Below are 22,246 nucleotides of genomic sequence, written 5' to 3' on the forward strand. Positions count from 1 at the left end.
CACAAAGGCTTGGTACACCTCTGAACCTGTGGGAGCTGTGGTGCGACGATTCGACTTGCCAGCGATAGCGTCAGATCAGACACCGCCAACTTCACGGGTCGACCCACGCTCAACCAGCACCGGCGCAAAATCCAATGTCCGAACCGCTTCGGTATCGCCACGCAAGCGCTTGAGCAAACACTCAAACGCCCGCGCACCAATCTCCGCCGTCGGCTGGGCCAGCGCGGTAATCCCGCTCCCCACCAACGGATACCAATCCAGATCATCCAGCGCGATCAGCCCGACGTCCTCAAACAACCGGGCACCGATCTCGCGCAAGGCCAGCGTACAAGCCAGCGCCGCCACGCCGTTGGCGCAGAACAGCGCTTTCGGCTGGTCGCCAGACGTGTTTAAAAAAGTGTGAATTTCTGTAGGAAGCTGCGGCCCGGTTTCCAGCACCGCGCCGCTCAAGCCCGGCCGCTGCGCAATCTGCTGTTGAAAACTCGCAACCCGCTCGATCCGCGAGCTGGTGCCGTCAAACGGTTCGCTGATCAGCAAGATCTCCCGATAGCCACGCAACTCAAGATGATCCAGCGCCATCTCAATGGCCTGCGGGTTGTTCAATCCGACCATATCGCTGTCGAGCCCATCGACCTTGCGATCCACCAACACCAACGGCATCTCGCGCTGCAACTCATGCAGCTCATTCCGGTGATGGCCAAGGGTGTTCACGATCAGCCCCTCGATGTTGTACGAGCGCAGCAGCGCCAGGTGCTGGCGTTCCTGCTCGTCATCGCGGTCGGTGTTGCACACCACCAGACTGTAGCCGTGCGCACGGCAAGCGGTTTCCACCCCGTGCATCACGGCAATCGAATAAGGATTACGGATATCGGCCACCAGCATGCCGATCAGGCGAGTGCGGCCGCGCTTCAGGCCACGGGCCATCTGATTCGGGCTGTAGCCAAGTTCGGCGATGGATTGCTCGATGCGCTGCGCGATGGCATCCGAGAGCAGGGCGCGGTCATCACCAATGAAGCGCGAGACGCTGGCCTTGGATACGCCGGCGTGTTCGGCGACGTCGAGCATGGTGACGCGGCTGCGTTGGGCGGCGGAGAAATCGTTCACGGATGAAAAGCCTTTTTATTGGAATTATGTGAATCAGCCTGGCAAGGCTGAAACCGGTTTCAGATAACCGCATTAAACCTCGACTCGTCAAGCCTGAAAGCTCCTGACCGAGTAGGGCACCCAGTGCAATTCCGACCAGCGGTCATGAAACCTGTCAGATCTGACAGTAGGCGAAAGTTGGATTACTGCGTTTAATTTCCCCCACCGCGGAATCTTTTTAAGGTGAAGGGAGAGCACTGGATGAGCGCCAAGAAAGCCGTAGGAATATTTGCCCTGCCGTTGACCATTGATGGTGTTGGTGCCGATCAGGTGCTGCCTGCGGATGCCCATATCAATGGTGTAACGCTGCGAATTCCGCCTTGGGTAGCACCGACGCTCAAACCAGGCACCCGTGATTTGCTGGAAGTCTGGATACGAGAGCCAGGCGCATCTTCCGAGACCCGCTTTCATAGCAGCACGTACCCGTTTCCTGTGGTGTTTCCAGGTTCGATCCATCTGCCTGCTCAGTACCTGCAACTGATCGGCAGCTGCACGCTCAGGTACCGAGTGACTGCCGGCGACACCGGTAACGAAGATGACGCGATACCGCAGGACTTCATTCTCCGGCGCTCGATTCCGATCAATCTGAAGGAAGTGACATTCCCCAACGCAACCTTGTGGGGCTATTTCAATTGCACTACGTCACCCCCGATCTGGGTGGTGGTGATCATTCGAGTGCCAGCACAACCGGGGCGGTTCCGGGCGAACGATGTGTGCGAACTGGATTGGGGGGGGTTCACCACTCTGAACGGAGTCAACGCTATTCCCGGCACGGCGCTACGCCTTCCAAAAACCCTGTCGCAGCAGGAAGCCACCTCGCCCCAAGGGTTCGATTTCAGAATTGAAAGCATCCATTACGACAAACACATAAAACCGATGGAAATAAACGCATCGGCGCTTGCCTCTTACACCCTGTACCGCAATGGCGTTGCGTTGGGCAAATCAGCGGTGGAACTCGTCAAGTTCGATCGGGGCATACCGGGGCAGAGTGTTTCATGTGGACCATGACGTAATCAGATTCGAGTTCAACCGCAAGACAACAGTAGAAAAAAACGCTGGAACAGACGTCAATCCCATGACCAAGCAGCCTGCAGTCGCGAGAAATTTCATTGGGAAACAACGTTGATGATTCAACAACTAACTCATCGATGGAGTTCACGAACATGAATATGCAGGTTAAAACAGGTGGTGGTAATGGTGGTGCTCTTGCCTTGCCTCCAACAATCGTCGGATTGATCGCTGGCGACCGACTGACTTATCAGCAGTTGAGGGTTGATCGCAAAGTCACCATGCAACTGGCCGATGTTGATGATAAATCTCCCGATGGCGCCCATAGAATCGAGCTGCTGGTCTACCCAAAGGGTTACGAGCCCGTAGAGTTTGACGACAGGTATGTAGTCGCCACACAGTTGAAAGCCAGCCAGCCTACAGGCGACTGGGCTTTTCCCGTCGATTTTGACCTGACTGGCGCTGCGCTCAGTGCTTTGGTCGACAAGTTCGATGCGGCCGGCGAGTACGCCGAGTATGGCGCCTCGTTCATTATTTACGACTCCTTCGACAACGCGGATTTGTCCACGCCGACTCTTAAGTTCTTTGTCGATCTAACCGCGCCGTACCAACGTCAACCCGGTACTGGCAACGCAACTGGTAATCGGCCTGCTCTGATCAGCCAAACAGGCGTGCCAACCATCATCGATGACGCCTGGCTGGCTGACGCGGCCAACGTCGGTGGTTTGAACATCACCATTCCCACCGCCTATCAAAAGTTCGAAGCAGGGCTCGATCTTCTCAACTTCTACTTGTCTACCCAGACAACATTTTCCGGTATGCAGGGTGAGGGCGCCGCAGTAGCCGATTTCCCGTTGCCGGTTGGCGGGGGCGTCAATATTCCACTGGCCGCTCTGCAAGCGTTAAAGGATGGGTCGTATTATTACGCCTACAACCTCAAGGATGCACCGGGCAATATCAGCAACAGTTCGGCAGTCACATTGTTGTTCAATCGAGTCAGCGCACCGGCTCCGGTATTGGACATTCCAAGGATCCCGATCACCAATCCCAATGGGCAAACGCCTATTACCTTTGCGAGTTTCAAACCTGATCCCAATGCGGCGGTGATGGAGATCGATTTCCCGCTCAATTCGCTTCAGGGCGACCGGATCCTGCCACACATCCAGGATGCAAACGGCAACGTCTATGATCTGCCGGAACAGCCGATTCCAGCGCCAGGCACAACGGGCCCACTGAAGTTCGGGATCGGTTACGACTTTTTGGCACAAGTCTTTGGCGATCCGAACGGGCAGACTGACCAACAGTTTGAGTACTGGTACGAATTGATTCGCGCGACGATTCCAGTCAATCCGGTTTCTGCACCTCAACAATTCGGCATTGTCGACTTCTCGTATGCCGGGCCGGAGCAGCCAAATCTGCCTGATCTGGAAAACCCTAATATCGTCCCGGTGGTGGTTCAAGGTGGCGGCACTCCCGTCCCTGCGCCGAACACACTTGGTCCGGCACAGGCAGGCCTCGATGCGACCATGACCTGGAACCTGTGGACTGACCCTAACCGGCCAATTACCGGTCGTGAAATCGTCACGTTCTTCTATCAGGGCAAGCAAGTCGGTACTCCGGTGGGCGTGCAGGCGGGGCAGACAACTGTTTCCACGCCGCTGCCTTGGGCAACAATACTGGCGGAGCAGAACGGCAGCGGTGCGAACGCGCGCTTGGCTTATATCACCGTTTCGTACCCCGGCAGCTCGAATCCGATGACGCAAACACCTCCAACGCGTGTGGATGTAACAGCTGTCGTGATCAATCTGCCGGCGCCAAAAATCATCGTTTCGGCATTCAGGACCGCGACCGGGACGCTTGTTCCAGAGCGTGCAGTGACCGCCATCAATTGCCCGAGCCAGGATCACCCGGTGGTGGCGAACGGGCCAATGCCGCCGTATGCACCACGCAAGTTGCGGGTTCGGGTCGATCGGGATCTCAATATTCCGGCAGGCGCAACGGTGGCGTTCAAATTCGAGGGGCGCGTGACCAACGCGGTGGGTGGGGCGGTGATACCTAACACGCTGTTCACCGATTCGAAGCCGATGCCGGCGACGGGCCCGCTTGAATTTGATGTGGCGTACAGCTTCATCCGCCCAATTCAGAACCCAAGCCCCGGCCCGGGCCTGCGTCCGGCTACTCAATACGCGTACATCGAGTATGTGGTCAACGGCATTACGGCTTCGATCATCGTCGGCGTGGCGCTGTTGAACTCGAGCCTGGTGTATTGCGAGACGAACCGTCCTTGATCATGGATCAACAGTACTTCGAGTGAAACTTCTGAGGATGAGGGTGACAGCAATTGTCGCCCTGATCCGAGGAAGCGAAGTCAGATACGGATGCTCTTACGATACAAGGGGATAAATCGTACGGAGACGAAGATTAATCCTACATATCCCTGGGAAAGTTATCCGTAGTCTGGCGGCCTTTCAGTTCCGGCTCGCGACTTGTTTGAGCCGGACACTCGTTCCTTACGGAATGCAATCGAGTAGGACTCACTTATGTCGCCGAAATCGCACCCCCCGTTCCACAAGACTTCATTCAGTTTCCGGCTGTTGACCCTGATGCCTGTGATGATCAGTTCGTCGATGGTCTATGCGGGCAGCGTACCGTCAGGCACCACGCTACCGATTGACGGCACAACCCCTGTGCAGTCCTGGCAGTTGCAAACCAACGCCACGTTGAACGCCACAAATGCCACGACGCTAGGGATGACAAGCTCTGCCAGTGGTTTGATCAATCTGACTGGCTCCAATGTAAGCGCCGCCACCGGTTCAGGGATTTTCCTGACCAACGCGAGCGCCAACCTGGATAATTCGACTGTGACAAGTGCGGCCGCTATTGGTATTTCGGCCGTCCGCAACCCCACCAGTGTGGGGGGATCGAGCGTCACGCTGCGCAATGGTTCCGTTGTTCGAGGTTTGCAGGGGGGCATTGCTGGCAATCGGTTCAGTGTAATAAACCTGAATAATTCCACCGTTGAAGGAACGGGTAATACCAGTTTCGGAATACGGATGCTGGAAGGTTCACTGTCGGCAACCGGCAGCACGATTACCGGCGGTCTCAACGGGGTAACCGTGGGCACCGACACCCGGGTGGCTGCCGTCATTCCCACCAAAATCATCCTCGACAGCACCCGGGTCGAAGGTGTTACCGGATCGGCCCTGGTCGTTGGCATCAACGCACCGAACTTTCCGACCGTGGCCGATATTGAGGTCCGCAATGGCTCGACGCTGGTGGCTGGCAACAACACCTTGCTGGAAGTCAGACAGGGCGCCTCGGCCGGCTTCCTTGTAGACAACAGCGCCTTGACCGGCAATGTCACGGTAGTGTCTGGCAGCTCCGCTAACGTCACGCTACAAAACAATGCATCTTTGACTGGCGACTTGCAAAACGTCACAACGGCTGTGTTGAACAACCAGGCACACATGGCGGGCAATGTGCTGGGGGCTTCCAGTGTGATGCTGGATAATGGTTCGACGCTGACCGGCGATCTGGACAATGTCGCCAGTGCGTCTCTCAATAACAAGAGCAGCATGATCGGCAATTTCAATGCGGCGGCGGGCAGTGTTTCGAACCTGACTCTGGATAACGGTGCGAGTCTGAGGGGGGAAGTGAACAACGTCGGCAACTTCGCTATCAATAATCAGGCGCTCTGGCAAATGACCAGCAGTCAGTCTGTGAATAATCTGTCACTCGGTAATGGCGGCGCTGTAGAGTTGGGCTCGCCCCAGCAGTACTTGCAACTGAACGTAGTCGACCTGTCGGGCAACGGTCAGTTCAGGATCGGCACCGACTTCAATCAAGGCATCAGCGATTTGCTGAATGTCACTGGTAGCGCCTCCGGAACTCATGAATTCATAGTCACCAGCTCGGGGCTTGATCCGGTCAACGACTCCTCCATCAAAGTGGTGCAGAGCGTGGCTTCGGCAGCGCAATACGGTGTAGTAAACAACCGTGTGGATGTCGGCGCGTTCACTTATCGTTTGGTGAAGGAAGGCGATGACTGGTTTCTGCGACCGGACAAAACCGTGATCAGTACGCCGACCCGTGCGGCGCTGGCCATTGCCGGCATGTCCCCGACGGTGATCTATGGCGAAACGGTTTTGCTGAATAATCGCATGGGTGATTTACGCGTCAATGGCGGGCAAACGGGTGGATGGGTCCGTTCGTTCGGCAGCCAGTACAGCATCAGCAACAACGCATACGGAAACGGTTTCCGCCAGCAACAGTATGGTGGGTCGTTGGGTGTCGACACTCCGGTGCAGATTGCAGGCGAGCGGGTATTGGTCGGCGTGTTTGCCGGTTACAGCAAGTCGGATCTGGATTTGACCCGTGGCAGTTCTGCAGAAATCGGCAGTACATCACTCGGCATCTACGGCACCTGGTTCGGCGATCGCGGTTATTACCTGGATACGGTGGCAAAGCTCAATCATTTCCGTAACAAAGCCGATGTGATGCTGAGCGATAACACCAAGACCAAAGGCAGCTACAACAACCTCGGTGCCAGCGCGTCGGTGGAGTTCGGTAAGCGCTTTGAACTCGGGGAAGGCTACTACGCCGAGCCGTTCACCCAATGGCAGGCAGCCTCGGTGCAGGGCAAGGATTTCCGTCTGGACAATGGCCTGAGTGTCGACGCCGACACCACTCGTTCCATGCTTGGCAAGGCGGGCGTGACGTTGGGACGTGGCATGAAGTTGGCGAATGGCAGCGTATTACAACCCCATGTGCGTTTGGCTGCGGTGCATGAGTTTGTGAAAACCAATGAGGTGCGAGTCAACCGCAACAAATTCAATAATGATCTGTCGGGCACAGGTGTTGAAGCCGCCGCTGGCGCATCCTGGACCTTGAATGACCGCTGGCAGTTGCACGCAGAACTGGACACCCGCAAGGGCGATAGCGTGACCAAGGACTACGGCGTCAACATGGGGGCGCATTTCAAGTTTTGAGGATCAAGACATGAAAAAGGGAAGCGTTGGCTTCCCTTTTTTTGCATGCTGTGGGTATCACTTCAAGACTTGCACATCTCCGACGAGCTGATACGTAGAGCCATCAGCCTTATCGAGCACAACGTTGAAGTTGGCCGCGACATTCTGCCCGCTTGCAGGCTTGATTTCGATGTGACCTGAAATAGCCTCGCTGATCTCATTGCCATCTTTAAAACTGAGCGCTACATCGGAGCTGCTGTTGATTATGTGTTTGCCTACCGGGTAGGACTTCGGAACGATGAGCGTGAGCTCCCGCGCCGGATTGGTCTTGGCTTTAGTTGCCGAAGGTGGTCGATCGATGGCCACGATTTGTTCTGCGTCCACCTTGTTGACGCCAACCTTTATTGCACCAATCAGGCGAGAAGATGCAACGAAATCCGTGAAAGGCGTCCCGGCGCTGGCGAAAGCCTTGGCAGTCACGAAATTACCGGGGGCAAAACTGGTGCGTCTGATCACAGCGTTCATGAGTAGGATCTCCGTTCACTTTAGGGAAGTATCCAAAGGCCGTTCGACCCTAAGTCTGGATGCATCATAAAAGCGTGTTTCGTACGGCTTGTATACTGTCAGACTTGACAGGTTACAGCGCTTGAAATCTGTGAGCGAATTACCCTGCGCGCGACTGACGGTTCACCCAAACAAACCGGCAGCAATGTTGATCGAAAAACCCAGAATCGCCGTATTGAACACAAACCCGATCAACGACTGCGCCAGCACGATCTTGCGCATGTCCCGCGTGGCCACACCGACATCCGCCGTCTGCACGGCCACGCCGATGGTGAACGAGAAGTACAGAAAGTCCCAGTAATTGGGCGTGGTCAGTCCTTCAGCGAAACGCAACGCTGGCTCCTTGCCGTTCCAGGTGTAAAAAAGCCGCGCGTAGTGCACACAGAAAATCACCCCGATCAGCAGCCATGAGCCGATCACTGTCAGCGCAGTGAAGCCGTAGTGCAGCAGTTTTTGTGTGGTATCCAGATTCTTGCTGCCGGCCAGTTCGAAAGCGATGGTAGCCAGGCTGGCGAGCGCTGCAATGCATACTACGAACAACACCAGCCCGGCGTTTTCGTCCTCGACTTCGGCGATGCGTTTGACGTCCGGCGCCTTGGCGCGGCCGGCGAGCCAGAGCATCAGGATCAGGTAGGTCCAGACCCCGGCGTTCCAGCCGATGAGAATTTTGCTGATGATGGATTCGGCGGGAGCCAGCAGGCCGACGGCGACGCCGAGCAGGGCGGCGGCAGAGAGGCGAGGATGGGTGAGGGCGAAGAAGCGCATGGAGGGCTCTGTGGTGACGGCGTCGAGCGAACCATAGCATGGGTGTCGAGTTTGGCAGGCGTTGGGCTGCTGAACAAAAAACCTTGAGGCTTTGTCAGCATGGACGGAAGCTCAAGGTTTTTTGTTACAGCAGGGCGGACTCATGAGTCCGTCAGTTTTGGATCTGAAGCTTGCCTTTGAAAACCGTCACGGTTTTCGGAACCGCGTCTGCGTTCTGGCCAAGGAATCCGAACATGGCTTCTATTTGGCCCTTGTCCGAACCGGTAGCCGGAAAACCGAGAAAGGTAACGGAGCCTTGGATCGCCTGGTAAAACGGATCCACGCCAACTGCAAGTCTTTCCACGAATACTGCACTGACCAGATGGGAGTCGGCCTTGAAGTCGTAGACGGTATTCAAACTGGCGGTTTGTGCCACGTTCAAAACAATGCTCAGACTCCGTCTCGGACGGCCATCAATCCACCATTCCCCCCGAGCAGTCCAGGCCTGTTGCTTGAAGGATGAATCGAACTGCGCAGTGAGCTGTACTGTTTCCGCTGAATAGCTATCTTTCACCGGCGGTTCCAGTCCATCGACATCAGCAGTCAGAGTGCCTGCGGATGTTGTAAGTGCGGCAGTCATAGGTTGACGCTCCCTTGGTCGTTCGGCGCGAGATCCAGCTCTCCGGCAACCGTAACCTGGTCTTTGCCATTCGGTGCTACAGCAGTGAAGTGGAACTTTGCCGTGGCTGTATCTGTGGCGGCGTTGACACTGACAGTAACGGTACCGCTATTCGCGTAATAGGGAGACTCGCTACTGCCGGATGTACTTTTCCACCACGTGGCTGAAACCTCGGGACTGGTGGCGAAATCGAAGGTCTGGTTGGGGATGTCACCGCCGTCAACGAAGTTGAAGGCGATGTTTCTTCGCTCGTTCGGCCAAGCTGACAAAGAAGCCCACCCCTGCAAGGAGCGCCCCCCAACCACGGAATAAAACATTTCTTCTGCGTCAAAATTCTGAAGTTCGGGATCGGTTGTCGTGGCTTTCAAAAAGCCACTTGCATTGCCCCTTACATTTGTCATGTGTAGCTCCTGCTTAATTAGTCTGATGTGACAGGAGCCAGCCTAAAGGCTAAAGGCGATCAGCGAACCTGCCAAAGTTGACAGGTATAACCACGAATTTTTTTATGACGAATGTTCATTCTTGCCAGAATATTTACGCACCAGCTTCATGACTACGACAAAGAACACCGGCACAAAAATCACCGCCAGCGTCGCCGTAATCATCCCGCCAATTACCCCGGTGCCAATCGCCTGCTGGCTCGCCGAACTCGCGCCCGTGGCAATCGCCAGCGGCACCACGCCGAGAATGAAGGCCAGCGAAGTCATGACGATCGGTCGCAAGCGCAGGCGTGCTGCTTGCAGCGTGGCATCAATCAGGTCGTGACCTTCGTCATACAGACTCTTGGCGAACTCGATGATCAGAATCGCGTTCTTCGCCGACAGACCGATGATCGTAATCAAGCCAACTTTGAAGAACACATCGTTGGGCATCCCGCGCAACGACACCGCCAGCACAGCACCGAGCACGCCCAGCGGCACCACCAGCAATACCGACGTCGGAATCGACCAGCTCTCGTACAGCGCCGCCAGACACAGGAACACGATCAGCAGCGACAGACCGAGCAAGATCGGCGCCTGGCTGCCGGACAAGCGTTCCTGCAACGACAATCCGGTCCATTCCTGACCCAGGCCTTTCGGGCCTTGCGCGACGAGTCGTTCGATTTCCGCCATCGCTTCGCCGGTGCTGTGACCGGGTTTCGGCTCACCGGAAATCGAGATCGCCGGGTAGCCGTTGTAGCGGGTCAACTGTGCCGGGCCTTGGGTCCATGTGGCTCTGACGAATGCCGACAGCGGCACCATTTTTCCAGCATCGTTGCGCACATGCATTTTCAGCAAGTCATCGACCTGACTGCGGCGGTCGCCTTCGGCTTGCACCACAACGCGTTGCATACGCCCCTGATTGGGGAAGTCGTTGACGTACGATGAACCAACTGCGGTGGACAGCACGTTACCGACGTCAGCAAACGAGACGCCTAGGGCATTAGCCTGCTTGCGATCCACCTCAAGCTGCACTTGCGGCGCTTCGGCCAGCGCACTTTCGCGCACGTTCATCAGCACCGGGCTTTTTTCGGCGGCGGCCAGCAGTTCGGTGCGTGCCTGCATCAATGTCGCGTGGCCAAGACCGCCGCGATCCTGCAAGCGGAATTCGAAACCGCTGGAGGTGCCGAGACCGTCAACTGGCGGCGGCAATACCGAGAACGCCATGGCGTCCTTGATCTGGCTCAGAGCAATGTTGGCGCGATCCGCAATCGAACTCGCCGAATCATCGCTGCCACGCTCCGACCAATCCTTCAAAGTACTGAATGCCAGCGCCGCGTTCTGGCCGCTGCCGGAGAAGCTGAAGCCAAGAATCACCACGCTGTCGCTGATGCCCGGCTCGCCACTATTGTGCGCTTCGAGCTGCTCGGCCACTTGCACGGTGCGATTCTTGGTCGCGCCCGGTGGCAGCTGGATATCGGTGATGGTGTAACCCTGATCTTCGACCGGCAGGAAAGAGGAGGGCAGGCGCGCGAAGCACAGGCCCAAGCCAATCAACAGCACGCCGTAAATCAGCAGGTAACGCCCGGTGCGTTTCAACGCATAGCCGACCCAGCTCTGGTAGCGGTCAGTCAGTTGCTCGAAGCGGCGGTTGAACCAGCCGAAGAAGCCGGTTTTTTCATGGTGTTCGCCCTTGGCCAGTGGCTTGAGCAACGTTGCGCACAGCGCCGGGGTCAAGGTCAGCGCGAGGAACGCCGAGAACAGGATCGAGGTGGCCATCGACAACGAGAACTGCCGGTAAATCACCCCGACCGAACCCTGCATGAACGCCATCGGAATGAATACAGCCACCAGCACCAGGGTGATGCCGATGATCGCCCCGGTGATCTGTTGCATGGCTTTGCGCGTGGCTTCTTTCGGTGACAGGCCTTCGGTAGCCATGATCCGTTCGACGTTTTCCACCACCACGATGGCGTCGTCTACCAGAATGCCGATGGCCAGCACCATGCCGAACATGGTCAGCACGTTGATCGAGAACCCCAGCGCCAGCATCGTCGCAAAGGTGCCCATCAGCGCAACTGGCACCACCAGCGTCGGAATCAGCGTGTAACGGATGTTCTGCAAGAACAGGAACATCACCGCAAACACCAGCAGCATCGCTTCGCCCAGGGTGTAGACCACTTTGGTGATCGAGACTTTGACGAATGGCGAGGTGTCGTAGGGAATCTTGTATTCCACGCCCGCAGGGAAGTAGCGCGCCAGCTCATCCATCTTTGCCCGCACCAGTGTCGCAGTGCTCAGCGCGTTGGCGCCCGGCGACAATTGCACGCCGACGGCGGTGGACGGCTTGCCGTTCAGGCGAGTGCCGAACTGATATTCCTGACTGCCGATCTCGACCCGCGCCACATCCTTGATGCGCACGGTGGAACCGTCGGGATTGGCTTTGAGCACGATGTCGGCAAACTCATCCGGCGTCGATAGCTGGCCTTTGACCAGAATCGTCGCGGTGATTTCCTGAGTGTTCGGGTTCGGTAAGTCGCCAATGCTGCCGGCCGAGACTTGAGCGTTCTGCGCAACAATCGCGGCATTCACGTCGGCCGGGGTCAGATTGAAACCGATCAGCTTCTGCGGATCGATCCAGATGCGCATCGCGCGCTCGGCGCCGTACAACTGGGCCTTGCCGACGCCGTCCAGACGTTTGATCTCGTTCATCACGTTGCGCGCGAGGTAATCGCTGAGCGCCACATCATCGAGCTTGCCGTCGCTGGAAGTCAGGCTGATCAGCAGCAGGAAGCCGGCGGAGACTTTCTCCACCTGCAAGCCTTGCTGATTGACCGCTTGCGGCAGGCGCGACTCGACCACTTTGAGGCGGTTCTGCACGTCGACCTGGGCCATTTCCGGATTGGTGCCCGGCTGGAAAGTCGCCTTGATGGTGGCGCTGCCAAGGCTGCTTTGCGATTCGAAATACAGCAGGTGGTCGGCACCGTTTAGCTCTTCCTCGATCAGGCTGACCACACTTTCGTCGACGGTCTGCGCCGAGGCGCCAGGGTACACCGCGTAGATTTCGATCTGCGGCGGCGCGACGTCGGGGTACTGCGCCACCGGCAATTGCGGAATGGCCAGCGCACCGGCCAACAGGATGAACAGTGCAACCACCCAGGCGAACACCGGGCGGTCGATAAAGAACTGCGGCATATAAAAGCGTCCTGCTTACTGACCAGAGGTCTGGGCAAGTGGAAGAGGTGTGTCGTCGATCTGCACGATTTCGCCGGCGCGCGCGTGTTGCAGGCCTTCGATGACAATGCGGTCGCCGGCCTTCAAGCCGCCGGTAACGATCCAGCGGTCGTTTTGCACCGCGCCGAGTTGCACCGGTTGCACGGCGACGCGCATTTGCTCGTCAATCGTCAGCACCTGGGCGATGCCGGCACTGTCACGCTGCACGGCGCGTTGCGGCACGGTGAGGCCGTGCTGGATAACCGCTTGTTCGAGGCGCACCCGAATGAAACTGCCGGGCAGCAGATCGAGGTCCGGGTTGGGGAATTCGCTGCGCAGGATGACCTGGCCAGTGCCGGGATCGACCGTGATGTCGGTGAACAGTAACTTGCCCGGCAGCGGGTACAGGCTGCCGTCGTCCTGAATCAGCGTGGCTTTGGCCTGACCCTGACCGACCTGCTGCAACTGGCCGGAGCGGAAGGCACGGCGCAACTCGTTAAGTTCACGAGTGGACTGCGTGAGGTCAGCGTGGATCGGGTTCAACTGCTGAATCAGTGCCAGCGGCGTGGTTTCGTTCTGCCCGACCAATGCGCCTTCGGTGACCAATGCGCGGCCGATGCGCCCGGAAATCGGCGCAGTGACGGTGGCGTAACCCAGATTCAGTTTCGCTCGTTCGACCGCAGCCTTGTTGGCGGCGACATCGGCGGCAGTCTGGCGTGCGGCAGCGCGGGCGTTGTCGTAATCCTGAGCGCTGACGGCCTGATCATCGATCAACTGGGCGTAACGCTGTTCCTGCAATTTCGCCTGAAACGCGTTGGCCTCGGCCTTGCGCAGCGCGGCTTCGGCACTGTCGAGGTCAGCCTTGAATGGCGCCGGATCGATGCGGAACAGCACGTCACCCTTTTTCACGTCGCTGCCTTCGCGGTAAGTGCGTTGCAGCACGACACCGGCAACCCGGGCGCGGACTTCGGCGATACGCGGCGCAGCGATACGCCCGCTCAGCTCGCTGCTGATCGACAGGGGGCGGGCTTCGAGGGTTTCGATGCGTACGGTGGCCGGTGGCGCCTGTTCTTCGGCGTTCGAGGCTTTATCACAGGCACTCAGCGTCAGCGCCAATGCGATCAGGCCGAGGCCGGCCAGCAAATTCTTCGACATGTACAACCCCCAATATTGATGGCCGCATCCTACGGACAGTCGCCGAGGGTAGCGGTGAAGCTTTGTAGCTGCTGTGTGAAATTGTGTAAGGGTTTTACTCAGTTACGAGCGAGCGCGTATATCCTTCAAGCCTTGAATTCTTTTGTGACTGTTAAGCCCCATGCCGAACATCCTGCTGGTCGAAGACGACACCGCCCTCGCCGAACTGATTTCCAGCTATCTGGAACGCAACGGTTATTCCGTCAGCGTGATCGGCCGTGGCGATCATGTGCGCGAGCGGGCGCGGCTCAATCCGCCGGATCTGGTGATCCTCGACCTGATGCTGCCGGGCCTCGACGGCTTGCAGGTCTGTCGCCTGTTGCGCGCCGACTCGGCGACGCTGCCAATCCTGATGCTCACCGCCCGCGACGACAGCCACGATCAGGTGCTGGGCCTGGAAATGGGCGCCGACGATTACGTCACCAAGCCTTGCGAACCGCGCGTGTTGCTGGCGCGCGTGCGCACTCTATTGCGCCGCAGCAGTCTTGGCGAGCCGATGACCGTCAACGACCGCATTGTCATGGGCAACCTGTGTATCGATCTGTCCGAGCGCACGGTGTCCTGGCGCGACCAACCGGTGGAGCTGTCCAGCGGTGAATACAACTTGTTGGTGGTTCTGGCCCGCCATGCCGGTGAAGTGCTGAGCCGCGACCAGATCCTGCAACGCCTGCGCGGCATCGAGTTCAACGGCACCGACCGCTCGGTGGATGTGGCGATTTCCAAGCTGCGCCGCAAGTTCGACGACCACGCGGGTGAGGCGCGCAAGATCAAGACCGTGTGGGGCAAGGGTTATCTGTTCAGCCGTTCCGAGTGGGAATGCTGAGTCGATGTTCAGAATCCTGTTTCGCCTGTACCTGGTGACGATCGTCTCCTACAGCGCGGCGATCTATCTGGTACCGGATCTGGTGGTCATGGCGTTCCGCGATCGCTTCGTCACCTACAACCTCGATTATTCCCGTGGCCTGCAATCGCTGATCACCAAGCAGTTTCACGCCGTGCCGCAGGATCAGTGGCCGGCGCTGGCGGCGTCGATGGACAAGGATTTCCAGCCGCTGCACATCGTCCTCGCACGCATCGATGAAGCCGGCTTTACCACGCCGGAGCTCGAGCGCCTGCGCCTCGGCGAAAACGTGGTACGCATTGGCGACTGGGGCTGGCGCACGCTCGCGGTCACGCCGCTGAACGACCAAACTGTGGTGCAAATGGTCGTGCCGCCGGATCCGATGGACGTGAATTTGCTGTACTGGAGCATCAACGTGCTGATTGGCGCGACCATGCTCGCGTGCCTGTTGCTGTGGTTGCGCCCGCACTGGCGCGATCTGGAGCGCCTCAAAGGCACCGCCGAGCGTTTCGGCAAGGGCCATTTGAGCGAGCGCACGCAGATCAGGTCGAGTTCGAACATCGGCAGCCTGGCCAACGTGTTCGACACCATGGCCGGCGATATCGAAAACCTGCTCAACCAACAACGCGACTTGCTTAACGCCGTGTCGCATGAGCTACGCACACCGTTGACGCGCCTGGATTTCGGTCTGGCACTGGCGCTGTCGGATGACTTGCCGACTGCCAGTCGCGAACGTCTGCAAGGTCTGGTCGCGCACATTCGCGAACTGGATGAATTGGTGCTGGAACTGCTGTCCTACAGCCGCTTGCAGAATCCGGCACAGCTGCCGGAACAGGTTGAAGTGTCGCTCGACGAGTTTATCGACAGCATTCTCGGCAGTGTCGACGATGAACAAGAATCTGCCGAAATCGTTATCGACGTGTTGTTGCATGGGCAGCTGGAACGCTTCTCGCTCGATCCACGCCTGACCGCACGCGCCCTGCAAAACCTGCTGCGCAATGCCATGCGCTACTGCGAAAAGCGTATTCAGGTGGGTGTGCAGGTGTGTCCGAAAGGTTGTGAAATCTGGGTCGATGATGACGGCATCGGCATTCCGGATGATGAACGCGAACGGATCTTCGAGCCGTTCTATCGACTGGACCGCAGCCGGGATCGGGCCACGGGCGGGTTTGGTCTGGGGCTGGCGATCAGCCGGCGAGCGCTGGAAGCACAGGGCGGGACGTTGACGGTGGAGAATTCACCGTTGGGTGGGGCGCGGTTCAGGCTTTGGTTGCCTACCCCCGCCTGAGTTCATCCTGTGGCGAGGGGGCTTGCTCCCTCGCCACAGGGGATCATGTTTTCAGAGAACTTCGGTGGACTGAATCAATCCGACCCCGGATATCTGCATGCGCTCGATGGCCTGTTCCAGCGAACCGTTCATATCAATCGCCCGACAGGCGTCGAGTACGACCAACGCATTGAACCCCGCCGACCGCGCATCCAGCGCGGAAAACATCACGCAGAAATCCAGCGCCAGTCCGACCATGTATACCGTGTCGATGCCGCGCTCTTTCAAGTAGCCGGCAAGCCCTGTGGTGGTCACCCGGTCCGCTTCGAGAAACGCCGAATAGCTGTCGATGTCAGGATTGCAGCCCTTGCGAATGATCAACTGCGCATGCGGCAAGTCCAGCCCGGAATGAAATTCGGCACCGCGTGTACCTTGCACGCAATGCTCCGGCCACAGCTTTTGCTCGCCGTAAGGCAGCTGAATCACGTCGTATGGCTGGCGTCCGGGATGGCTGGACGCAAACGAGGCGTGGCCAGGCGGGTGCCAGTCCTGGGCAATGATCACTTGTTTGAACTGCGCGGCGAGGCGGTTGATCAGCGGGACAATCAGGTCACCTTCGGGCACTGCCAACTGGCCGCCCGGAGTGAAGTCGTTTTGCACATCGATGACCAGCAATGCAGCGCGTGGCGAAATTGGCATGAATCGTCCTCCTTGGATAATCACCGACCTAGCATAGTGAGCGTTTTCGAAATCAAGCAAGCCAGCGAACAAACAAGTGGTCAGCTGCCGCACCGAGCAGCATCAGGCCGACGGCGGCCGCAGCGATCAACCAGCGTCGCAGGGTGCTCGGAGGCTTGGGGCAGGGCGCCGCATCAAGCCGCGCTTGCAGACGATCAAGCGGCGCCTGCCTGGCCAAATCATCGTAGGCGTGCTTGAACGGCAAACTGCTGCGATCCAGCCATTGCACGCGCAGGCTGAGCAGCGGATCGTCAGCAATGGCCGCGTCAATCCGGTTACGCAGCTCAGTGTCAATTTCAGCGTCCAGGTACGTCACCAGTTGCTCATCCGACAGGGTGTTCATCGACGACCTCCGGTGGATATTCGGCGAGTTTCAGACGTGCGGCGACCAGGCGGCTCATTACGCTAGCGATAGGCACTTGCAGGATGTCGGCGACTTCCTGATACGAGAAGCCTTCGACGTAACTCAGATACACAGTCTCGCGCTGGAATTCGGGCAACGCATCGACTCGGCAGATCACTTGCACTGCCATACCGTCGATTTGCGCAGCGTACTCACTGAGCCAGCCTTCGGTGTTCGCGTCTTGCGCACGGCGCTCGCGCACTTCGTTAAGCCATATCGAGTGCAGAAGGCTCAATAACCAGCGATCCATACGCGTACCGGCGACATAGCGGTCAGCCTGCTCCAAAGCGCGCAGGCATGTGGCCTGAACCAGATCCTCGGCCACATGCCGATTGCGCGACAGCAGCAAACCATAGCGCCACAAACGCGCCAGATGCTGCCCGAGTTCGGCTCGAAATGCCTGATCGCTGAAGATGATGAACTCCGCTAATTAACTGTCTGTTTTTTCAAGTTTTCCGGGCGCAACCATCACGTCCGGCAGCAGGTTGCTGGTTTGCAATACACATTTCTGCGTCTTGCTGTCCCAGACCTGACCTTTCGAGCATTCAGGCTTCTTGACTGGCGCTTCTTCATCGCTGGCAAACGCCAGACTGCTCGACAAAGCTGCGGCCAGCAGCCACGGGGCGGCGAACATAACGGAACGGATGTTCATGGGCAAGGCTCCACGGTGGGTTACCTTTACTTTGAACACCACGGGTTGAGATTCTATTCATTTATTTGTCAGGCGCCGGCAGGACAGCCCGACCTTGCACCGAGTCCCGTTTTTGGCCGAACCACCGTGCTGCTGCCTTGTTATAGTTCAGGCCTCATTTTCAGAACGGTAAAGGATTTCTGCCATGACTCAATACACCGCTTTCAGCGTCGAACTGGCTGACAACATCGCTCATGTGCAGATCAACCGCCCGGAAAAGATCAACTCGATGAACGCCGCGTTCTGGAGCGAGATTGTCGAGGTGTTTCAGTGGATCGATGACACCGACGAAGTACGCGTGGTGGTATTGAGCGGTGCCGGCAAACACTTTTCCTCGGGCATCGACCTGATGATGCTCGCCGGTGTGGCCAATGAACTGGGCAAGGACGTCGGTCGCAACGCGCGCCTGCTGCGACGCAAGATTCTCACCCTGCAAGCCTCGTTCAATGCCGTCGATAACTGCCGCAAACCAGTGCTCGCCGCGATTCAGGGCTATTGCCTGGGCGGCGCCATCGACCTGATCGCCGCGTGTGACATGCGCTACGCTGCCGAAGACGCGCAATTCTCGATCAAGGAAATCGATATCGGCATGGCCGCCGATGTTGGCACTTTGCAACGGTTGCCACGGATCATCGGTGACGGCATGCTGCGTGAACTGGCTTACACCGGTCGCACCTTTGGCGCTGACGAGGCGCGCAGTATCGGGCTGGTCAATCGCGTCTACAGCGACAAGGACAGCCTGATTGAAGGCGTGATGGACATTGCTCGCGAGATTGCCAGCAAGTCGCCCATTGCGGTGACTGGCACCAAGGAAATGATCAGCTACATGCGCGACCATCGCATCGACGACGGTCTTGAGTACGTTGCCACCTGGAACGCCGCCATGTTGCAATCCACCGACTTGCGGGTGGCCATGGCCGCCCATATGAGCAAACAGAAACCCGAATTTCTGGACTGAGAAACCATGACATCTCGCTGGATCACTGCAGTACTGGACACCGATCAACCCGGCGGCTGGGCCGTAGCGCGCAGCCCCGAAGGCTTTCTGTTCGATGACAACGGCGCGCTGTTCCCGCGCGAATGGCTCAAGCGGCAGGACTTGTCGGTTCTGGCCGAACACGGCATTGGCCATCTCGATGGCGAGCCGGTGTATCTGCTGGAGTTGCGCAGTAGCAGCGAGGTGCCGGGGTGTAGCTGGAAAGGCCTGCGCGCATTCATGCTCGAAGGTGATCACACGATTTATAAGGTGCTGGGCTATGCTGCGCAAATCGGCACCTGGGCGCGCGAACACCGCTTCTGCGGCAATTGCGGTCAGGCGATGACGCAAGTGCCGCGCGAGCGGGCGATGTATTGCCAACCGTGCGACCTGCGCAGTTATCCAAGGATTTCGCCGAGCATGATTGTGCTGGTGACGCGTGGTGATGAAGTCTTGCTGGCGCGCTCACCGCGTTTCGTATCGGGCGTCTACAGCACGCTGGCCGGGTTCGCCGAACCGGGCGAGTCGGCGGAAGATTGTCTGATTCGCGAGGTGCGTGAAGAAGTGCAGATCGAGGTGAAGAACATTCAGTACCTGGGCAGCCAGTGCTGGCCGTTCCCGCACTCGATGATGCTGGGTTTCCATGCCGAATACGCGGGGGGCGAGATTGTCTGTCAGGAAGACGAGATCGAAGACGCCCAGTGGTTCAACGTGCATGAGCTGCCGCCGTTACCGGCGTCACGCTCGATTGCCCGTTACCTGATCGACGTCTACGTGGCGCGGCGTTTAGGCCACGCTGAACCAGTGCTGCCAGGCTAGACGCACGGTCAGCCCCAACACCACGGTAATGAACACCGGCCGAATGAACTTGGCGCCGCCGCTGATCGCGGTGCGCGCCCCGAAGAACGCGCCGACCATCACCGACAGGCCCATGCTCAGGCCGATGATCCAGTCCACTTGCCCGGAAAAGATGAACACCGACAGCGCCGCAATGTTGCTGACGAAGTTCATGCTGCGCGCCACGCCGCTGGCTTTCACCAGATCGATCGGGTACAGCAGCAGACTGCTGACCGTCCAGAATGCGCCAGTGCCGGGACCGGCCACGCCGTCGTAGAAACCGAGGCTGAAGCCTTGAGTCGATTGCCATTTCTTCTTGATCGGCGCATCGCTGTCCAGCGGCGCTTTTGGTGTGCCGCCGAACAACAGATATAGCCCGCAAGCGAAGACGATTACCGGCAGCATCTTGTTCAGCCATTCCGCCGGCAGGTAATGCGCGACGACCGCGCCGGTCAACGCGCCGACCAAGGTGCCGACAATCGCGTGCACCCACTGCCGGGGATGAAACAGCTTGCGCCGGTAGAAGGTGAAACTGGCGGTGGCCGAGCCGAAGGTCGAACTCAACTTGTTGGTGCCCAGCACCAGATGCGGCGGCAGGCCGGCAGTCAGCAATGCAGGCGTGGTCAACAACCCGCCGCCGCCAGCGATGGCATCGATGAATCCGGCAACGAAAGCAACAACGGCCAGAATGGCCAGGGTAGTGAGGTCAACGCTGAGTTCGAAAGGCATGGAATCGGCTTATTCGGCAGGGCGGCGGGGGAGTGCGGGCATGGTACTCATTTCCAAGTGTTGCTGCGACCCAATTGGCCTCATCGCTGGCAAGCCAGCTCCCACATGTGGAAATGCATTCCCCTGTGGGAGTGGTGGTTTACTTAAAGACCCAGGTCGGAAAGGCCCGGGTGATCATCCGGGCGCCGGCCCAGTGGCCAGTGGAATTTGCGTTCGCTTTCCTTGATCGGCATGTCGTTGATGCAGGCATAGCGCTGGAACATCAGGCCTTGCTTATCAAATTCCCAGTTTTCGTTGCCGTAGGAGCGAAACCAGTTGCCCGAGTCGTCGTGCCATTCGTAGGCATATCGCACGGCGATGCGCGCGTCCGAGTAGGCCCAGAGTTCCTTGATCAGACGGTAATCCAGCTCTTTCGCCCATTTGCGCGTCAGGAACGCCTTGGCTTCTTCGCGGTTATTGGCGAACTCGGCGCGGTTGCGCCACTTGGTGTCGAGGGTGTAGGCCAGCGACACACGCTCAGGGTCGCGCGAGTTCCAGCCATCTTCGGCCAGACGAACTTTTTCAATCGCCGATTCTCGGTTGAACGGCGGCAATGGCGGACGCACTTCGGCTGCAGTAGAGATATTCAATCTCCCGATCAGTGAACTGTTGAACAACTTGTCAGGCTTATTAAGGCATTACAGGTCCAATAACTTTCGCGCCATGCATTGCGCATTATCGGCGGCACTGTGATCACCCATCACAAGCGCTACGGTAATGGCGCCGTCAATCAGGATCAGCAGTTGCTTGGCCAGCAACTGCGGGTCTTCGGCGCCATGTTCGGTACACAACTCGCACACGTAGTCGAGCAGCTTCTGTTTGTGCTCTTTGGCGACCTGGCGCACCGGATCCTGCGGGTCACCGGTCTCGCCGCTGGTGTTGATGAACGCGCAGCCACGGAAGCCTTCCGAGGCGAACCAGGCCTTGAGTACGGTAAACAGGTTGAGCAGGCGATCGACCGGGGTCTCGGCCTGATCGACAGCGTTTCTGTACCACTGCATCCAGTGCACGTCGCGGCGTTGCAGGGCGGCGACGGTCAGCGCTTCCTTGTTGGCGAAATAGCGGTAGATGCTTTTTCTCGAGACACCGGCGGTTTTCACCAGTAGATCCATGCCAGTGGCGGCAATGCCACTTTTATAGATCAACTTTTCGGTGACATCGAGGATGATGTCGCGGGTTGCGTTTTCAGTAATATCGTTCATGTGGCAAACAGTAGAACGTGCGTTCTCCTTGGTCAAGTGCTGATTCTGAAATGGTTTTTTTCAGGCTTTGGGGTTGTTTCTGGCTGGGTGCATAGCCGTTGCTGCGGTTATGGCTGCTTAGGGTTCCGCCCTTACGGCGGGTCACTTTTTCCAGACGCCGAAAAAGTAACCAAAAAGGCTTTTCCCTGACGTTCGGCCCTCGCTGTGGCTCGGGTTCCTTCGCTCCGGAATTGATCCGGGGACATCGCCTCCGGTTTGCTGCGCTGCACCTCCTCTCGATGTGTTTGGCTGCGCCAAACGTCGCTGCGCTCCCACCCCCGGATCAACCCCTCCACTCAGCCGGCCGACGGGCGCTCGCGATCAAGAGCGGTACTCGAGCTAACGCTCATCGTTGAGTGGGGCGGCTGCGCCGCATGCAGTGTGTAGATCAAAACTGTGGGAGCTGCGGTGCGACGATTCGACTTGCCAGCGATGGCGGCCTTATAGCCGACCAGTCTCTTGCAGATGTACCCCGTTCCCACTGTGGCCAGCCTGCTGGTGATGTGGCCATTACAGTCACTCACAAGACCCGAAGGAGTTGATGGTGTAAGCT

20 protein-coding genes and 1 pseudogene are annotated in these 22,246 nt (G+C 58.1%); 7 read left to right on the top strand and 14 right to left on the bottom strand.

Translation table 11 applies throughout. The features are described 5' to 3' along the window. Positions 1–75: 75 nt before the first annotated feature. Positions 76–1,104 (bottom strand): LacI family DNA-binding transcriptional regulator, encoded by a 1,029-nt coding sequence (locus tag ACP7BN_RS20975; RefSeq protein WP_426205909.1) that lies wholly within the window; start codon positions 1,102–1,104, stop codon positions 76–78. Between the two features lie 240 nt (positions 1,105–1,344). On the opposite strand from ACP7BN_RS20975, the gene ACP7BN_RS20980 reads away from it, so the two are divergent. The 3 genes from ACP7BN_RS20980 (at position 1,345) to ACP7BN_RS20990 (ending at position 7,139) form a co-directional block, all read left to right on the top strand. Next, complete coding sequence (locus tag ACP7BN_RS20980) at positions 1,345–2,151, top strand: hypothetical protein (protein WP_426205910.1); 807 nt, start codon at positions 1,345–1,347, stop codon at positions 2,149–2,151. A gap of 155 nt (positions 2,152–2,306) precedes the next feature. Beyond that, entirely contained in the window at positions 2,307–4,439 is a 2,133-nt protein-coding gene (locus ACP7BN_RS20985) for a hypothetical protein (RefSeq protein WP_426205911.1), read from the top strand. Between the two features lie 252 nt (positions 4,440–4,691). After that, entirely contained in the window at positions 4,692–7,139 is a 2,448-nt protein-coding gene (locus tag ACP7BN_RS20990; protein ID WP_426205912.1) for an autotransporter outer membrane beta-barrel domain-containing protein, read from the top strand. A 57-nt stretch (positions 7,140–7,196) separates the two neighbouring features. On the opposite strand, the gene ACP7BN_RS20995 is transcribed toward ACP7BN_RS20990, so the two are convergent. The 6 genes from ACP7BN_RS20995 to ACP7BN_RS21020 all read right to left on the bottom strand — a co-directional run bounded on the left by ACP7BN_RS20995 (position 7,197) and on the right by ACP7BN_RS21020 (position 13,892). After that, positions 7,197–7,643 (bottom strand): hypothetical protein, encoded by a 447-nt coding sequence (locus ACP7BN_RS20995; protein WP_426205913.1) that lies wholly within the window; start codon positions 7,641–7,643, stop codon positions 7,197–7,199. A 162-nt stretch (positions 7,644–7,805) separates the two neighbouring features. Next, positions 7,806–8,447: a DUF1345 domain-containing protein gene (locus tag ACP7BN_RS21000; protein WP_426205914.1), complete on the bottom strand. Its 642-nt coding sequence runs from the start codon at positions 8,445–8,447 to the stop codon at positions 7,806–7,808. A 151-nt stretch (positions 8,448–8,598) separates the two neighbouring features. Next, positions 8,599–9,066: a hypothetical protein gene (locus ACP7BN_RS21005; protein ID WP_426205915.1), complete on the bottom strand. Its 468-nt coding sequence runs from the start codon at positions 9,064–9,066 to the stop codon at positions 8,599–8,601. Continuing rightward, complete coding sequence (locus ACP7BN_RS21010) at positions 9,063–9,506, bottom strand: hypothetical protein (RefSeq protein ID WP_426205916.1); 444 nt, start codon at positions 9,504–9,506, stop codon at positions 9,063–9,065. The genes ACP7BN_RS21005 and ACP7BN_RS21010 overlap by 4 nt, the downstream gene beginning before the upstream one ends. Before the next feature lie 102 nt (positions 9,507–9,608). Further along, positions 9,609–12,719 (bottom strand): multidrug efflux RND transporter permease subunit, encoded by a 3,111-nt coding sequence (locus ACP7BN_RS21015; RefSeq protein WP_426205917.1) that lies wholly within the window; start codon positions 12,717–12,719, stop codon positions 9,609–9,611. A 15-nt stretch (positions 12,720–12,734) separates the two neighbouring features. Then, positions 12,735–13,892 (bottom strand): efflux RND transporter periplasmic adaptor subunit, encoded by a 1,158-nt coding sequence (locus tag ACP7BN_RS21020; RefSeq protein ID WP_426205918.1) that lies wholly within the window; start codon positions 13,890–13,892, stop codon positions 12,735–12,737. Positions 13,893–14,052: 160 nt separating this feature from the next. Between ACP7BN_RS21020 and ACP7BN_RS21025 the strand changes: the two genes are divergently transcribed. Next, positions 14,053–14,754, top strand: coding sequence for a response regulator (locus tag ACP7BN_RS21025; protein WP_420649062.1), 702 nt, complete (start codon positions 14,053–14,055; stop codon positions 14,752–14,754). A 4-nt stretch (positions 14,755–14,758) separates the two neighbouring features. After that, positions 14,759–16,060, top strand: a complete 1,302-nt coding sequence (locus ACP7BN_RS21030) for an ATP-binding protein (RefSeq protein WP_426205919.1) — start codon at positions 14,759–14,761, stop codon at positions 16,058–16,060. Between the two features lie 51 nt (positions 16,061–16,111). Here the strand turns inward: ACP7BN_RS21030 and pncA are convergent, their stop codons facing one another. From pncA to ACP7BN_RS21050, 4 genes and pseudogenes are all read right to left on the bottom strand, one after another. Beyond that, positions 16,112–16,738, bottom strand: a complete 627-nt coding sequence (gene pncA / locus ACP7BN_RS21035; protein ID WP_426205920.1) for a bifunctional nicotinamidase/pyrazinamidase — start codon at positions 16,736–16,738, stop codon at positions 16,112–16,114. 61 nt (positions 16,739–16,799) lie between these two features. After that, a pseudogene (locus ACP7BN_RS21040) lies at positions 16,800–17,120 on the bottom strand (transcriptional regulator); the annotation flags it as partial. Further along, on the bottom strand, positions 17,101–17,553 hold the full coding sequence (locus tag ACP7BN_RS21045; RefSeq protein ID WP_426205935.1) for an RNA polymerase sigma factor: 453 nt from the start codon (positions 17,551–17,553) through the stop codon (positions 17,101–17,103). The pseudogene ACP7BN_RS21040 and the gene ACP7BN_RS21045, both read right to left, overlap by 20 nt. 57 nt (positions 17,554–17,610) lie before the next feature. Next, positions 17,611–17,832 (bottom strand): hypothetical protein, encoded by a 222-nt coding sequence (locus ACP7BN_RS21050; RefSeq protein WP_426205921.1) that lies wholly within the window; start codon positions 17,830–17,832, stop codon positions 17,611–17,613. Between the two features lie 184 nt (positions 17,833–18,016). On the opposite strand from ACP7BN_RS21050, the gene ACP7BN_RS21055 reads away from it, so the two are divergent. Further along, positions 18,017–18,829 carry a crotonase/enoyl-CoA hydratase family protein gene (locus ACP7BN_RS21055; protein WP_426205922.1) on the top strand — a complete coding sequence of 271 codons (813 nt, stop codon included), beginning with the start codon at positions 18,017–18,019 and terminating at the stop codon, positions 18,827–18,829. A 6-nt stretch (positions 18,830–18,835) separates the two neighbouring features. Next, complete coding sequence (gene nudC, locus ACP7BN_RS21060; RefSeq protein WP_426205923.1) at positions 18,836–19,666, top strand: NAD(+) diphosphatase; 831 nt, start codon at positions 18,836–18,838, stop codon at positions 19,664–19,666. On the opposite strand, the gene ACP7BN_RS21065 is transcribed toward nudC, so the two are convergent. The 3 genes from ACP7BN_RS21065 to ACP7BN_RS21075 all read right to left on the bottom strand — a co-directional run bounded on the left by ACP7BN_RS21065 (position 19,634) and on the right by ACP7BN_RS21075 (position 21,654). Further along, complete coding sequence (locus ACP7BN_RS21065; protein WP_402812180.1) at positions 19,634–20,413, bottom strand: TSUP family transporter; 780 nt, start codon at positions 20,411–20,413, stop codon at positions 19,634–19,636. The genes nudC and ACP7BN_RS21065 overlap by 33 nt on opposite strands. A 143-nt stretch (positions 20,414–20,556) precedes the next feature. Further along, positions 20,557–21,036 carry a DUF1348 family protein gene (locus ACP7BN_RS21070; protein ID WP_426205936.1) on the bottom strand — a complete coding sequence of 160 codons (480 nt, stop codon included), beginning with the start codon at positions 21,034–21,036 and terminating at the stop codon, positions 20,557–20,559. A 54-nt stretch (positions 21,037–21,090) separates the two neighbouring features. Continuing rightward, positions 21,091–21,654 (bottom strand): TetR/AcrR family transcriptional regulator, encoded by a 564-nt coding sequence (locus tag ACP7BN_RS21075; RefSeq protein WP_426205924.1) that lies wholly within the window; start codon positions 21,652–21,654, stop codon positions 21,091–21,093. Positions 21,655–22,246 lie beyond the last annotated feature (592 nt).

This window comes from Pseudomonas sp. TWP3-1 (assembly GCF_049896625.1).
GTDB lineage: Bacteria > Pseudomonadota > Gammaproteobacteria > Pseudomonadales > Pseudomonadaceae > Aquipseudomonas.

What these genes read in the sequence shown, in the direction of transcription:
- ACP7BN_RS20980 (WP_426205910.1), top strand. Translation starts at nt 1,345, where the DNA reads ATGAGCGCCAAGAAAGCCGTAGGAATATTTGCCCTGCCGTTGACCATT.
- ACP7BN_RS20985 (WP_426205911.1), top strand. Translation starts at nt 2,307, where the DNA reads ATGAATATGCAGGTTAAAACAGGTGGTGGTAATGGTGGTGCTCTTGCC.
- ACP7BN_RS20990 (WP_426205912.1), top strand. Translation starts at nt 4,692, where the DNA reads ATGTCGCCGAAATCGCACCCCCCGTTCCACAAGACTTCATTCAGTTTC.
- ACP7BN_RS20995 (WP_426205913.1), bottom strand. Translation starts at nt 7,643, where the DNA reads ATGAACGCTGTGATCAGACGCACCAGTTTTGCCCCCGGTAATTTCGTG.
- ACP7BN_RS21000 (WP_426205914.1), bottom strand. Translation starts at nt 8,447, where the DNA reads ATGCGCTTCTTCGCCCTCACCCATCCTCGCCTCTCTGCCGCCGCCCTG.
- ACP7BN_RS21005 (WP_426205915.1), bottom strand. Translation starts at nt 9,066, where the DNA reads ATGACTGCCGCACTTACAACATCCGCAGGCACTCTGACTGCTGATGTC.
- ACP7BN_RS21010 (WP_426205916.1), bottom strand. Translation starts at nt 9,506, where the DNA reads ATGACAAATGTAAGGGGCAATGCAAGTGGCTTTTTGAAAGCCACGACA.
- ACP7BN_RS21015 (WP_426205917.1), bottom strand. Translation starts at nt 12,719, where the DNA reads ATGCCGCAGTTCTTTATCGACCGCCCGGTGTTCGCCTGGGTGGTTGCA.
- ACP7BN_RS21020 (WP_426205918.1), bottom strand. Translation starts at nt 13,892, where the DNA reads ATGTCGAAGAATTTGCTGGCCGGCCTCGGCCTGATCGCATTGGCGCTG.
- ACP7BN_RS21025 (WP_420649062.1), top strand. Translation starts at nt 14,053, where the DNA reads ATGCCGAACATCCTGCTGGTCGAAGACGACACCGCCCTCGCCGAACTG.
- ACP7BN_RS21030 (WP_426205919.1), top strand. Translation starts at nt 14,759, where the DNA reads ATGTTCAGAATCCTGTTTCGCCTGTACCTGGTGACGATCGTCTCCTAC.
- pncA (WP_426205920.1), bottom strand. Translation starts at nt 16,738, where the DNA reads ATGCCAATTTCGCCACGCGCTGCATTGCTGGTCATCGATGTGCAAAAC.
- ACP7BN_RS21050 (WP_426205921.1), bottom strand. Translation starts at nt 17,832, where the DNA reads ATGAACATCCGTTCCGTTATGTTCGCCGCCCCGTGGCTGCTGGCCGCA.
- ACP7BN_RS21055 (WP_426205922.1), top strand. Translation starts at nt 18,017, where the DNA reads ATGACTCAATACACCGCTTTCAGCGTCGAACTGGCTGACAACATCGCT.
- nudC (WP_426205923.1), top strand. Translation starts at nt 18,836, where the DNA reads ATGACATCTCGCTGGATCACTGCAGTACTGGACACCGATCAACCCGGC.
- ACP7BN_RS21065 (WP_402812180.1), bottom strand. Translation starts at nt 20,413, where the DNA reads ATGCCTTTCGAACTCAGCGTTGACCTCACTACCCTGGCCATTCTGGCC.
- ACP7BN_RS21075 (WP_426205924.1), bottom strand. Translation starts at nt 21,654, where the DNA reads ATGAACGATATTACTGAAAACGCAACCCGCGACATCATCCTCGATGTC.